Annotated in this window: 15 protein-coding genes; 11 read left to right on the forward strand and 4 right to left on the reverse strand. The window is 69.8% G+C overall.

What is annotated here, in order from left to right; genetic code table 11:
• Positions 1-73: 73 nt before the first annotated feature.
• From ACQUS8_RS10570 to hisB, 4 genes are all read left to right on the forward strand, one after another.
• Positions 74-1,252, forward strand: a complete 1,179-nt coding sequence (locus ACQUS8_RS10570) for an anion permease (RefSeq protein ID WP_435100698.1) — start codon at positions 74-76, stop codon at positions 1,250-1,252.
• 102 nt (positions 1,253-1,354) lie between these two features.
• Positions 1,355-1,744: a ferredoxin Fer gene (gene fer / locus ACQUS8_RS10575; RefSeq protein ID WP_435100700.1), complete on the forward strand. Its 390-nt coding sequence runs from the start codon at positions 1,355-1,357 to the stop codon at positions 1,742-1,744.
• Positions 1,745-1,874: 130 nt separating this feature from the next.
• Positions 1,875-2,936: a prepilin peptidase gene (locus tag ACQUS8_RS10580; RefSeq protein WP_435100702.1), complete on the forward strand. Its 1,062-nt coding sequence runs from the start codon at positions 1,875-1,877 to the stop codon at positions 2,934-2,936.
• A gap of 63 nt (positions 2,937-2,999) precedes the next feature.
• On the forward strand, positions 3,000-3,587 hold the full coding sequence (gene hisB, locus ACQUS8_RS10585) for an imidazoleglycerol-phosphate dehydratase HisB (protein ID WP_435100704.1): 588 nt from the start codon (positions 3,000-3,002) through the stop codon (positions 3,585-3,587).
• Positions 3,588-3,590: 3 nt separating this feature from the next.
• Here hisB and ACQUS8_RS10590 read toward each other — a convergent pair whose 3' ends face one another.
• Positions 3,591-4,289 (reverse strand): hypothetical protein, encoded by a 699-nt coding sequence (locus tag ACQUS8_RS10590; RefSeq protein ID WP_435100706.1) that lies wholly within the window; start codon positions 4,287-4,289, stop codon positions 3,591-3,593.
• A gap of 108 nt (positions 4,290-4,397) precedes the next feature.
• Here ACQUS8_RS10590 and ACQUS8_RS10595 point away from each other — a divergent pair, with 108 nt between their 5' ends.
• On the forward strand, positions 4,398-5,420 hold the full coding sequence (locus ACQUS8_RS10595; protein WP_435100708.1) for a zinc-binding dehydrogenase: 1,023 nt from the start codon (positions 4,398-4,400) through the stop codon (positions 5,418-5,420).
• 33 nt (positions 5,421-5,453) lie between these two features.
• The gene (locus ACQUS8_RS10600) at positions 5,454-6,023 is read left to right on the forward strand and encodes a cysteine hydrolase family protein (RefSeq protein ID WP_435100710.1); all 570 of its coding nucleotides are present in this window, start codon (positions 5,454-5,456) and stop codon (positions 6,021-6,023) included.
• A 280-nt stretch (positions 6,024-6,303) separates the two neighbouring features.
• On the opposite strand, the gene ACQUS8_RS10605 is transcribed toward ACQUS8_RS10600, so the two are convergent.
• Positions 6,304-6,750, reverse strand: coding sequence for a phosphate-starvation-inducible PsiE family protein (locus ACQUS8_RS10605; protein ID WP_435100712.1), 447 nt, complete (start codon positions 6,748-6,750; stop codon positions 6,304-6,306).
• Positions 6,751-6,893: 143 nt separating this feature from the next.
• Between ACQUS8_RS10605 and ACQUS8_RS10610 the strand changes: the two genes are divergently transcribed.
• Both ACQUS8_RS10610 and ACQUS8_RS10615 read left to right on the forward strand, forming a co-directional pair.
• Positions 6,894-8,174, forward strand: coding sequence for a dihydroorotase (locus ACQUS8_RS10610; RefSeq protein ID WP_435100714.1), 1,281 nt, complete (start codon positions 6,894-6,896; stop codon positions 8,172-8,174).
• 115 nt (positions 8,175-8,289) lie between these two features.
• On the forward strand, positions 8,290-9,114 hold the full coding sequence (locus ACQUS8_RS10615; RefSeq protein ID WP_435100716.1) for a YihY/virulence factor BrkB family protein: 825 nt from the start codon (positions 8,290-8,292) through the stop codon (positions 9,112-9,114).
• Between the two features lie 3 nt (positions 9,115-9,117).
• Here ACQUS8_RS10615 and ACQUS8_RS10620 read toward each other — a convergent pair whose 3' ends face one another.
• Positions 9,118-9,732 carry a DUF5806 family protein gene (locus tag ACQUS8_RS10620; RefSeq protein WP_435100718.1) on the reverse strand — a complete coding sequence of 205 codons (615 nt, stop codon included), beginning with the start codon at positions 9,730-9,732 and terminating at the stop codon, positions 9,118-9,120.
• Between the two features lie 94 nt (positions 9,733-9,826).
• Here ACQUS8_RS10620 and ACQUS8_RS10625 point away from each other — a divergent pair, with 94 nt between their 5' ends.
• From ACQUS8_RS10625 to ACQUS8_RS10635, 3 genes are all read left to right on the forward strand, one after another.
• Entirely contained in the window at positions 9,827-10,234 is a 408-nt protein-coding gene (locus ACQUS8_RS10625; RefSeq protein WP_435100720.1) for a 30S ribosomal protein S6e, read from the forward strand.
• Positions 10,235-10,345: 111 nt separating this feature from the next.
• Positions 10,346-10,783, forward strand: a complete 438-nt coding sequence (locus ACQUS8_RS10630) for a DUF5807 family protein (RefSeq protein ID WP_435100722.1) — start codon at positions 10,346-10,348, stop codon at positions 10,781-10,783.
• A gap of 1 nt (position 10,784) precedes the next feature.
• Positions 10,785-11,822, forward strand: coding sequence for a phosphotransferase family protein (locus tag ACQUS8_RS10635; RefSeq protein ID WP_435100724.1), 1,038 nt, complete (start codon positions 10,785-10,787; stop codon positions 11,820-11,822).
• On the opposite strand, the gene ACQUS8_RS10640 is transcribed toward ACQUS8_RS10635, so the two are convergent.
• A complete protein-coding gene (locus tag ACQUS8_RS10640) occupies positions 11,823-12,929 on the reverse strand; it encodes a DHH family phosphoesterase (RefSeq protein ID WP_435100726.1) in 1,107 nt (368 codons plus the stop codon).
• Positions 12,930-12,947: the final 18 nt, after the last annotated feature.

Here is a 12,947-nt window from a genome sequence, read left to right on the forward strand (position 1 = left end):
GGGCATCGACGGACAGCGTCGGGACGATCGGGTACCACCGGCTTCAAACCCGCCCCGAACGTACCCCCGGGCAATGCCGGAGTTCTTACTGGTCGTCGGGATTCTGGTCGCGGCGTTCGTCGGCTACAACATCGGCGGCTCCTCGACCGGCGTCGCCTTCGGGCCCGCCGTCGGGTCGAAAGTCGTCACGAAGTTCGGCGCCGCCGCGCTCATGTCCGTCTTCGCGCTCCTCGGCGGGTGGACTGTCGGTCGGAACGTCATCAAGACTATGGGTGGGGACATCGTCCCGAGCGAGCAGTTCACGCTCGGTGCCTCCGTCGGCGTCCTCTTCTTCGTCGGCGTCGCCCTCCTCGTCTCCAACCGCTACGGCGTCCCCGCCTCCACGTCGATGACCGCGGTCGGCTCCATCGCCGGCCTCGGCGCCGCCACCGGCACCCTCCAGATGGCGACGATGGGCCGCATCGTCTCCGCGTGGGTCGTCGCGCCCGTCATCGCCTTCTGGGTCTGTGCGGTCATCGGCCGCTACGCCTACCCCTACATGGACGCCGCCTTCCGCCTCGACGCCGCCGAAGGCAGCCTCTTCTCGTGGGCGGATGGGGGTCGCCTCTCCTACCCCACCGGCGTCTCCGAGGAGGCCACCACCCGACAGTTCGTCGCCTCCGTCCTCGTCGTCGGGATCGGCTGTTACATGGCGTTCTCCGCCGGCGCCTCGAACACCGCGAACGCCGTCGCCCCGCTCGTCGGCGGCGGCTACATGGACGCCGGCGTCGGCGTCGTCCTCGCCGGGGCCGCCATCGCCGTCGGCGCGTTCACCATCGCCCGGCGCACCCTCGACACCGTCGGCAACGACCTCACCGACCTCCCCCTGCTCGCCGCGCTCATCGTCGAAGTCGTCTCAGCCAGCCTCATCACCTTCCTCTCCTACCTCGGCATCCCCGCCAGCCTCGCCGTCTCCGCGACCATGTGTATCGTCGGCCTCGGATGGGGGCGCGCCACCCGGACCGTCCGCGCGAACGACGCGCTCAGCGGCGACGCCGAAGCCCCGGTCTCCGTCGGGTCGCTCGCCGCCGACCGCGCCGACACCCCGCGCGACGTACCCCAAATCGGCGAGGAGGACCCCGAGGAACTCGCCGCCGCCGACCTCTTCGACCCCGCGACCGTCGGGCGCGTCGTCATCCTCTGGGTGCTCACCCCCTCCGTCGCCGCCGCCGCCTCCTTCGCGCTGTTCAGCTTCGTGCCCATTGTGACCTAGTCACGTCGAAAAATCTGACACGGCACTACCTGTGCGCGAAATACGTGTCTGGACTGGGTGAAACAGCAAGGCATTTCATTACGGACACAGAACCCCCGGGTGATGCCAACCGTCGAATACCTCAACTACGAAGTCGTCCAGGACCAGGGCTGGGACATTGACGACGACGACCTCTTCGAGAAGGCTGACGACGCCGGTCTCGACGACGAAGACTACGGCGAGCTCGACGTACCCGAGGGTGGCTACATCCTCGAAACCGCCGAAGCGCAGGGCTACGACTGGCCGTTCTCCTGCCGCGCCGGCGCGTGTGCGAACTGTGCGTCCATCGTCAAGGAGGGCGAGATCAACATGGACATGCAGCAGATCCTCAGTGACGAGGAGGTCGAGGAGAAGAACGTTCGCCTGACCTGCATCGGTTCCCCCGCGACCGACGAGGTCAAGATCGTCTACAACGCGAAGCACCTCGACTACCTCCAGAACCGCGTCATCTAACGCGGTATAGCGTCCCGCGTCGTCTGACGCGGCGTTCGCACACCCACCTTCCTTCGTTTATCCCCCTGCGTAGCGTGGCTGCCCGTCGTCTGTCGAAACCCCTTTGCCCCTCTCACTCGCCTCTCTTCCCGTGTTCGCGTCCGCCCTCGACACGTTGCTCGCCGCGCCGTCCCTCGTCTCGACCCCGCTCGTGGACGCGTCCGTCCCCGACATGCTCCGCCTGCTCGCCGTCCCCGCGTTCGCCTACGGGGCGTATCGGGACGTCGAGACGCGCCGCGTCCCCAACTGGCTCTGGCCGCCGCTCCTCCTGCTCGGCGTCGCCTGCCTCGCGTGGGAGGGGTGGCACGCCTACCAGCGGCCGTACGGCTTCGCCTTCCGGGCGTTCGTCCTCCAGACCGCCGTCAGCGTCCTCATCGTCGGGGGCCTTGGTGCGCTCTTCTACTACATCCCGGCGGGCTTCGGCGGCGCGGACGCGAAGGCGCTCGTCGCCATCGGCGTCCTCCTCCCGACCTATCCGGCCTACTACTTCGACGGCTTCGTCCTCCCGCTCGTCCCCGCGAACGTCCGGGTGTTCTCGCTCACCGTCCTCACGAACGCCCTCCTCCTCGGGATGGCCTACCCCATCTACCTACTCGTCGCGAACGCCCTCCGGGGCGACATCGCGCCCGTGATGGCCGTCGGGAAACGCATTCCCGTCGACGAGTTACCGAGCGAACACGGGAGTCTCCTCGAAGACGCCGAGGGAACGCGGCTCACCGGCGGCCTCGATTTGGACGCCCTCCGGATGTACTGTCGCTGGCGCGGCGTCACGCTCGCCGAGCTCCGCGCGAACCCCGAGCTGCGCGACCCGGCGACGCTTCCCGACAAACCGAACGACCCGACCGACGGCGCGATACACCGCGGCCCAGCGCGGTCGGACGGCGGGGCGAGCGCGGGCGCGGACAGCGAGACGGAGCGGGAGACGTACGACGACCCGTGGGGCGCGGCGGCGTTCATCGAGGACATCGAGGGCACCGCCTACGGAACGAGTCCGGTGACGCTCCGGGAGGGCCTCGACCTGCTCGCGGAGCGCGACGCCGTCTGGGTGACGCCCGGGACGCCCTTCTTCGTCACGCTCGTCCTCGGCCTCGCCATCGCGTTCGTCTACGGCGACCTGCTGTTCGCGCTCCTCGGCGTCGTCGGCCTCGTCTGAGGGGCGCGAGGCGAGAACGCGGGGAGCGCAACGGCCTTTAGCCGTCCGGCGCAAGGCGACGGTATGAGCACACGCACGGGCGCGGCCTCGCGCTCGACCGCCGAGACTGACATCGACGTCACCATCGACCTCGACGGGGACGGCGAGAGCACCGTCGAGACCGGCATCGGCTTCTTCGACCACATGCTGGCGTCGTTCGCCAAGCACGGCCTCTTCGACCTCACCGTCCAGTGCGACGGCGACCTCCACATCGACGACCATCACACCGTCGAGGACACCGCCATCGTCCTCGGCGAAGCCGTAGAGGACGCGCTCGGCGACAAGCGCGGCATCGTCCGCTACGCCGACCGGAAGGTCCCGCTCGACGAAGCCGTCGGCTCCGTGGTGCTCGACGTCTCCGGGCGACCCTACTACGACTTCGACGGGGAGTTCAGCCAGGAACGCATCGGCGAGTTCACGAGCCAGATGGCCGCGCACTTCTTCCAGTCGTTCGCGGAGCACGCCGGCCTCACCCTCCACTGCGAGGTTACGGGCGAGAACGCCCACCACGAGGTCGAGGCGCTGTTCAAGGCGAACGCCCGCGCGCTCGACGACGCCACCCGCATCGACGAGCACCGTTCCGATACGCCGAGCACGAAGGGCGAACTCTAGGCGTCAGGCCGCGCGCAGGCCCTCGGCCGTCTCCTCCAAGTCGCCGTTCTCGATTGCGACGTCCACGACGGCCTCGACTTCGCGCGCGGAGAGGTCGTAGGCGCCCTCCGCGAGTTCCGCGAGGTCCGTCCGGGTCATCGCGGCCGGGCGGTTGCGGAGCAGGCGGACGACGCGCCGATAGCCCGTGGGCCGCGCGGCGTTCGCGGCGGTCGACACGGCGGACTCGCCGTCCGACGGTTCGGCGTCGTTCGGCTCAGAGTCGTCCTGCTCGGCGTCGTCCGTGTCTGCCGGCTCGGCGGCCGAGGAGTCCGCGGGCGTGGCTGCGACGCCGGCCCCGTCCGACGCGGCGTCCGTCTCGTCGGCCTCACCGGCCCCGACATCGGCCTCGGTTTCCGGCTCAAGTTCGTCGACATCTGCAGAGACATCGGCGTCGGAACTCGTCGCGTCCGGCGTCGGTTCGACGGTCGGCGTGTCCGCGGACGCGGTCGGTTCGACGGTGACGCTCGGTTCGCGTGACGCGGCCGCGTCAGCGTCGCGCGCCTCGAGGGCGTCGAGGAGCGGTTCGACGACCCCGGAGAGGGTGTCGCGGCAGTCGGCACAGAGGACGAGTCGGCGCTCGGCGGCGTCAACCTCGGGCGGGAGGACTTCGTAGACGCCGTCGGCGCGCTCCGCACAGAAGTCACAACGGTCGAGTTCGCGCATGGGTGTCGCAACACGCTCGGGTGCCTTAATTCGTCCACACCCGGCGCCGTCGCGGAACCGTCCGCCGGCACGGCGACGTTTTTGCGGGCGGCACCCTCACACCGAACCATGCCCGAGATTCCCGAGACGATGGACGCACAGGTCATCCGCGAACACGGCGAGCCGGACGTCTTCGAGGCCGCCGAACTCGACGTCCCCGAGCCCGACGCGAACGAGGTGCTCGTGGAGGTGGCGGCGACGAGCGTCAACCCCGTGGACACGAAGATTCGCAGCGGGTTCGCCGCCGATATCGGCGCCGAGTTCCCTGCCGTCCTCCACGGCGACCTCGCCGGGACGGTGGTCGCGGTCGGCGAGGGCGTCGAGCGCTTCGACGTCGGCGACGAGGTGTACGGCTGTCCGGGCGGCGTCGCCGGCACCACGGGAACGCTCGCCGAATACGCGACGGCGGACGCCGCGACGCTCGCGCACAAGCCCGCGTCGCTCTCGATGCGCGAGACCGCCGCGCTCCCGCTCGTCTCAATCACCGCGTGGGACGGCCTCGTGACGCGCGCCGGCGTCGAACCCGGCGAGGACGTCCTCGTCCACGGCGGTACTGGTGGTGTGGGCCACATCGGCGTCCAGCTCGCGAGCCTCGAGGGCGGCGTCGTCCACACCACCGCCTCCACCGACGAGAAGCGCGACCTCGCCGAAGCGCTCGGCGCGGACTACGCCTTCGACTACGGTCGCGACGTCGCGGACTACGTCGAGGAGTACACCGACGGGAACGGCTTCGACGTCGTCTTCGACACCGTCGGGACGGGCGCGGACAACCTCGAGGACTCCTTCGAGGCTGCCGGGTTAAAGGGCCGGGTCGTCTCCACCGTCTCGCACGGCCCCGTCGACGTCGACCCCGTCCACACGAAGGGGCTCAGCTTCGACACCGTCTTCATGCTCATCCCGCTCCTCCACGACGACCACGCCGGCCGCCTGCGTCACGGCGAGATCCTCGAGCGCGTCGCAACACTCGTCGACGAGGGCGACCTCCGGCCCGTCCTCGACGACGTGGACTACACGCTCTCCGAGGTTTCCGAGGCCCACCGCCGGCTGGAGTCCGGCGAGGGCGTCGGCAAGGTAACGGTCCGCGTCGAGTGAACTTCTAAGGGACTCGCGGGCACGTCCTCACGTATGCCCACCTTCGATTCGTCGAGTACCGCGCTCGTCGTCGTCGACATGCAGAACGGCTTCTGTCACCCCGACGGGAGCCTCTATGCGCCCGCGAGCGAGGACGCCATCGACCCCTGTCTCGAGCTCGTCGAGCAGGCCCGCGACGCCGGCGCGTCCGTCGTCTACACGCGCGACGTCCACCCTGAGGGCCAGTTCGAGGACACCCACTACTACGACGAGTTCGACCGCTGGGGCGAGCACGTCGTCGAGGGCTCGTGGGACGCCGAGCTCGTCGCAGAGCTCCCGGATGCCGACCACGTCGTCGAAAAACACACCTACGACGCCTTCTACCGGACGGACCTCGAGGGATACCTCGAGACGCACGGCATCGACGACCTCGTGATTTGTGGGACGCTCGCGAACGTCTGCGTCCTCCACACGGCCTCGAGCGCCGGCCTCCGGGACTACCGGCCGGTCGTCGTCGAGGACGCGCTCGGCTACATCGACGAGGAGCACCGGGAGTACGCGACCGAGCACGCGGCGTGGCTGTTCGGCGAGACGGCGACGCGCGACGCTATCGAGTACGAGTAGGACGGCGCCGGCGCTGGCGCGTGCAGAATCAGTGGAACGTGGTTGAGCCGGCGTCGGGGTGTCAGTGGCCGCTGACACCCCTCAAATGCCGGGTTCCCAGATGGTCGGTCGCCGGTACACCCGGGGTCTCCGGGTGGCCCTCCGCGACCGGCGCCCCGACCGGTTGGGGAGAGGCCACGGTCCAGCGCCCCTAGGGTACGCGCTGGAACGCGGCTGTTATGTGCAACGCACTCCACACGTGAAAAGTTCTCGGCCGACGCCGACTCTCACCCCGGATTCCTTAGACGTCCTGGTCGGCCGGCGTCGCGACGTTCGTACGCTGGACGACGTAGAGCGCGGCGACGAGCGCCAACAGGAGAACGGCGTAGCCGGTGGCGGCAATCGTCGCGTCCGTCGAACCGGCGTAATCACCCGAGTGGAAGCTGATTATCTTCCGCGCGACGGCGATGAGACCCGCCGCGATGACGATGCGGATGACGCTGCGCTCCTGGGCGTACGCGACGACCGTCTGGAAGATTTCGACGATGATGAAGAGGAGCAGTATCTCGTCGATGAGGTTGATGATGGCCTCGGTCTGTGCGATTGCGCCGGAGCGGACGAGCGCGACGATTTGGAGGAGGAAGTCGAAGACGCCGACGGCGAACAGTCCGACGAGGACGAACGCCGCGACGACTTCGAGGTAGCGCATCAACCGCTCGGAGACTCCGACGGCGTCCTCGATATTCATCACGCGAGGAGTACAGTCGCCCCGGTCAAAAGTGCGGTCCCCGCGACCCGACGCGTTTAGGCCGCGCTGACACCCGGAGCGCCGACCACACTGCCACGCGCGCTCTCCGTCAGCTTTAGGCGACGCACGCGCGAGATGCGGGTATGCGCGTGATTCGCGACGCGACGCTCGCGGACGGCCGAGTCCGCGACGTCCGCCTCACCGACGACGGGACCATCGACGCCGTCGGCGAGGCCCTCGACGGCGACGACGTCATCGACGCGGCCGAACGACTCCTCCTCCCGGGCGCAATCGACGTCCACGTCCACTTCCGCCAGCCCGGCGCGGCCCAGAAGGAGACGTGGGCGACCGGGAGTCGCTCCGCCGCGGCGGGCGGCGTCACCACCGTCGTCGACCAGCCCAACACCGACCCACCGACGACGACCGGCGATGCCTTCGACGAGAAGGCGGCGTTCGCCGACGACTCGCTCGTCGACTACGGCATCAACGGTGGCGTCACCGAGGACTGGGACCCCGACTCGCTCTTCGAGCGTCCGCTGTTCGCGCTCGGCGAGGTGTTCCTGGCAGACTCCACCGGCGAGATGGGCATCGACGCCGACCTCTTCGCGGACGCCGTCGAGCGCGCCGCAGACGCGGACGTCCCCGTCACCGTGCACGCCGAGGACGCGACGCGCTTCGACGAGAGCGCCACGGAGCGCGACGACGTCGCCGCGTGGAGCGACTATCGGACGGCCGACGCCGAAATCGCCGCCGCCGAGCGCACCGTCGAGGTGGCCGGCGACGCCGACGCACAGGTCCATCTCGCGCACACCTCGACGCCGGAAGCCGTCGACATCGCCCGCGAGGGCGGTCTCACCTGTGAGGTGACGCCCCACCATCTCTTCCTCTCGACCGAGGACTACGACGAGCTGGGGACGTTCGGCCGGATGAACCCGCCGCTGCGGAGCGAGGAGCGCCGCGCCGCGCTCTTCGAGCGCCTCGTCGACGGGACGGTCGACGTCGTCGCCACCGACCACGCGCCCCACACGCGGGACGAGAAGGACGCCGACGTCTGGAACGCGCCCTCGGGCGTGCCGGGCGTCGAGACGATGGTGCCCCTCCTCCTCGCCGCCACGCACGACACCGACCTCACCGTCGAGCGGGTCCGCGACGTGACCGCGGCGGCCCCCGCCGAAATCTTCGGCGTCGAGTCGAAGGGCCGTGTCGCCGAGGGGTACGACGCCGACCTCGCGCTCTACGACCCCGATGACGTCCGCGCGATTCGCGGCGACGACCTCCACTCGAAGTGCGAGTGGACGCCGTTCGCGGGCTTCGAGGGCGTCTTCCCCGTCTGGACGATGCGCCGGGGCGAGTTCGTCTGGCAGGCCGACGGCGAACGCTTCGGCGACGCAGACGGCGAGAACGTCCGCGAAGCCGAGCGCTAGCGAGGGTTCGGGGCAACTCGAGCGAGGAGTGGCGACCCGCGAGAACGTCCGCTGAGAGCGAAATCGGGCCGTCGAAGCCCGAACGTTCAACCCGCGGACGCCCGACGGGTCACGTATGAGCGACGTCTCGGTCGCACGGCTCCGCGAAGCGATTGTGGAGAGCGTCGCGGTCGTCCGCGACCGGAACCTCCCGTTCGTCGCGGGCGCCATCGCGTACGCCGCGTTCGTCTCGCTCGTCCCGCTACTCGTCCTCGTGTTCGCGCTCGCCGCCGCGATACGCGGCCCCGGGGCGGCGGACGCCGTCGTCTCCGTCCTGCAGGGCTTCCTCTCGCCGAACGCCGCCGAACTCCTGCGCGGCGCGCTGACGAGCAAGACCGGCGCGTTCGGCACCTCCCTCCTCGGCGTCGCCGTCCTCGCGTGGAGCGCACTCAAAGTGTTCCGGGGATTGAACACGGCGTTCGCTGTCGTCTACGGCACCGAGGACGCCGGCTTCGTCAACGCCGTGAAGGACGGGGCCGTCGCGCTCGCCTGCCTCGCCGCCGCCGCCGTCGCGCTCGTCGGCATCGGCGTCGCGCTCACCGTCGTCGTCGACCAACTCCTCCTCGACCTGCTCGGGCCCGTCCTCCTCCTCGGAGGCCTGACCGTGGCGTTCCTCCCGCTCTACTACGTCCTCCCGGACACCGAGGTGTCGCTGCGCGACGCGCTTCCCGGGGCCGCCGTCGCCGCCGCCGGCTGGCTCGGCCTCGGCGTCGTCTTCCGCGCCTACGTCGCCTACGCCGGCGCGAATCAGGCCTACGGCGTACTTGGCGCCGTGATGCTCCTCCTCACGTGGCTCTACGTCGCGGCGCTCGTCCTGCTGGTGGGTGCCGTCGTGAACGCCGTGCTCGCCGGAAAACTCTCCGAGGAACGGGAGAACGCGGTCGGCGACGACGCCGACTGAGCGTCAGTCGTCCGCGTGGCCGGCGTCCCCGGACATCTCGTGCCCGCAGTTCGGGCACGTCGACTCCGAACGCCGGAGTTCGTCGCTGGCCTCCCGGACGTCCTGCATCACGCCGGAGATGCGGTCCTCCGCGTCGAGTTCCTCCTCGACGGAGAGCTCGACGCCCTCGACTTCGAGGAGGAACTTCGCGACCTCCGTCGCCTCGTACATCAGGTCGTCCAGTTCGTCCGCCGTGAAGAAGTCGCTCATCGCGCCGTAGAGGAACGTCGCACCCGCCTTCGTCACCTTGTCCTCGAACGCCGAGCGCGCCTGATTGACGGCCTGTGGCGTGTAGGTGTCCGTCATGAAGGGGACGAGCTCGGGGAGGTTCTCGCCGATCTTCGTCATCTCGACGCCGGTCTCCGTCCGGAAGTCCGCGCAGAGGCGCGCGATGGCCCACTCGCGGGCAGTGATGTACGTCCGGTCGCGGAGGAATTCGTTCACGCGCTCGTACTCCGCGCCGTCCATCTTCTTGAAGCGGTCGTACTTCTGGACGTCGTCGGGGACGCCCGGCGTCGGGTCGCTCCCGCCGTCGGACTCGGCCTGCTCGGCGTCCGGCGTCGCGTCGTCCTCGCTCATACCCGAGGTACCCCGGTGACGGCCAAAAGCGTGTCGCCGACCCGCTGTAGGGGGTTTCGACGTACTTTTAGGGCGCGCAAGCCACCCATCGGGTATGGCTACGTTCAACGTCGTGGTGGCCGACCCCGTCGAGGGGACGGCTCACTCCGTCGAAGTCGAGGGACAGGACGCGAACCGCTTCATCGGTCGGAATATCGGCGACGAAGTCGATGGCGACGCCGTTGGACTGACCGGCTGCACGCTCGAAATCACCGGCGGCTCCGACGCGGCCGGGCGCCCGATGCGCCCCAACGTCCCCGGTGCAGGCCTCGACGACGTCCTTGCGAAGGGCGGCGTCGGCTTCAACCCCGAGCGCGACGGCGAGCGCCGCCGCATCAGCGTTCGCGGCAGCGAAGTCTCGGACGCGACGGTCCAGATTAACGCGAAGGTCGTCGAGACGGGCGAGCAGTCCGTCGCCGAACTCCTCAGCGAGGACGAGGAGGACGGCGAGGAAGGCGAGTAGGTCGGCCCGGAGGGGCGACCGAACGCGCGAGCGGGCCGCCCGCCCCGCGAGTAGCGCGGACACATCGCGCCGACACACGCCGCTTTTCTTGCGCGAGCCACTAGGTCGTGTATGACCGACAGGTACACCGAATTCCTCGCGGGCGAGCGCCACGAGGACGTCGCACTCTACCTCACCGAGGCCGCCGTCTCGAACGTCGAGGCGCTCGCGGACCGCGACGATGCCGTCGCCACCGACGAGGGCGTCGTGCTCGTCGTCGACGGCGAGAAGGGCCGAAGCGTCTTCAAGAAGACCACCGGGATGGACGCGATGGAGTTCGCGCAGGGCGCGATGGGGTCGGACGGCCACATTGACGCGGACCTCGCGGGCGGCGAGTGCCCGGAGGCCGGCGACGGCGAGGACCACGAGGTCGAGTTCGTCTTCGCGTTCACCGAGGCGCAGAACGAGGAAGTCGGCGGCCTCTACGCGGAGGGCGCCGTCGTCCACGCCTACGCGCACTGCAGCTGCGGCGCGTCCTACTCGGAGCGCTGGCTCTGCGGCGAGCGCTAGGATGGTCGCGGGGTTCGACGCGGCCGACGCCGACCCGTTCGACGCGGCGACGGTCCGCGCGATGGTCGCGGCCGTCGACGACGGGGTCCGGGTGCGCGGCGTCGAACCCATCGCGGACGGGACGGACGCCGTCTACCGCGTCAGCGGCGCCAACGGCGACTACGTCCTGAAAGCCGCGCAGTTCGTCGACCCACCCCGGTTTCGGGTCGAACCGCGGCTGCTCGCTCTCGTCGCCACCCGGACGTCGATTCCGGTACCGAGCCTCGTCGGGTTCGTGGACGCGCACGACGAGTTGCCCGCGCCGTTCGTCCTCACCGAGTACGTCCCCGAGGGCCGCGCCGACAGGGACCTCGATATCGCGGGCCGCGAGCGGGCCGCGCGGGACGCCGGAGAGTTCCTCGCCGAGCTACACGCCATCGGTGACTTCGACGCCTACGGGCGGGTCTGGTCGGCGCGCGACGCCGAGCGTGACGCGGCCGTCGAACTCCCGGGCGGGAACGGCGGTATCGCACTCACCGACGTACACGACGACTGGGTCGACTCGCTCGCGGGCATCGTCCGCGACCACCTCGACGAGCTCGACCCCGCGAGCGCGTCCGAAGTGGCGAGCGGGCGCTTCGACGACCTCTACGGCGACCTGGCGGACCGCGTCGAGGCGGCGCTGGAGCGCGTCGCCACGCACGAGGCCGACCCCGTGCTCGCGCACGTCGACTACCGCCTGGGGAACCTCCTGCTGGACGCCGACGGCGCGACCGCCGCGGTGCTCGACTGGGGGAACGTCCGCGTCACCGACCGAGCGTACACGCTCGCGGAGACGGAGCAGTACCTCTGCGGGCGCGCGCCACACGACAGCGAGTGCCGCCGCCGCGTTCGGGCGGCGCTCCACGAGGGGTACGGACGCTCCGAGCACGGCGCACGCTACGGGGACTACCTCCTGCTCACGACGCTCGCGCCGCTGGTCTGGTTCGAGTACTGGTACGCGGACGCCGAGAAAGAGCGCGAAGCCGAGCGACTCCGGGCGTTCGTCCGCGAACTGTAGTTACTCCTCGCTCTCCTCGTCGTCAGCGGGCTCCTCGGGGAGCGCGCGGAACGCCGAGAGGATGACTTGCGTCGCGACCGCGCCGCCCGTCGACCAGTGGTGGGCGTAGTCGAGCATGTCGTCGTAGATGTCGGGCTTGCAGCCGGCCGCGCGCGGGTGGCCGCCGCCGTTCACCTGGCGGGCAACTTCGTGACAGCGCTCGAAGCCCTCGCTCCCGCGGATGGAGGCCGACCCCGCGGGTTTGACGACGACTGCGGCGTCAGCGCCCTGCTCGCGGAGGTTCTCCGCGACCTCGTTCTGCGAGCACCGGCCGTAGCTGAGTCCGACCTCGATTTCCTCGCCGCCGGCTTCGACGGTGACGATTTCGGCGCGCTCGGTGACCTTCTCGATGAGCGCCTGCTTCTCGACGCGCTCCTCCTCGAGGAAGTCCATCACGTCCTGCGGGAGGTCGGGGCCGTGTTCGCGGACCGTCTCGACGTACTCCTCGTCCTCCGACCAGTGCGAGTAGTCCGCGAGGTCGTCGCTGCGCGGGTCCTCCTTGATCCAGAGGTCGTGGTCGCGCGTGACCGCCGCGAGTTCGACGAGGTGGCGCGGCAGGTCGGCCTCGACGGAGCGGACCGCGACGTCTGCCGTGCACTCCTCGTCGGACTCGCCGACGACGAGGTCGACGCCGGCGCCCCGGACGCCCTCCATCGCCTCGTCGGTCCACTGGTGGTGGTCGTACCAGTGGACCGCGCTCGCGTGCGAAACGAGGCGTTCGAGTTCGGACTCGACGTACTTGTAGCGGTCCGGACAGAGGTCACAGACGTAGACCGTCGCGTCCTTCGGGCCGTACTCGGCGGCGCGTTCGAGGCCGTCTTCGAGGGTGTGCGGACTGGCGGGGACGATGGCGGCCTCGCCGTGGACTTCGCGGACGATGGCGGCACACGCGAGGCCGTCAGCGTCCGGGTCCGCCACGACGATGACGTCCGCATCCTCCACGCGCTCGCGGATTTCCTCGTCCTTCTGGGCGGCCGAGATGTCGTCGGGGACGAAGAACCCTCGGCCCGGGAGGCGGGACTTCCGTTCGAGCGAGAGGGTGTCGTCGTCGATGACCCAGTCTTCCATATCGGTGGGAGTGCCCGT

It is taken from the genome of Halarchaeum sp. P4 (genome assembly GCF_051195175.1).
Lineage (GTDB): Archaea > Halobacteriota > Halobacteria > Halobacteriales > Halobacteriaceae > Halarchaeum.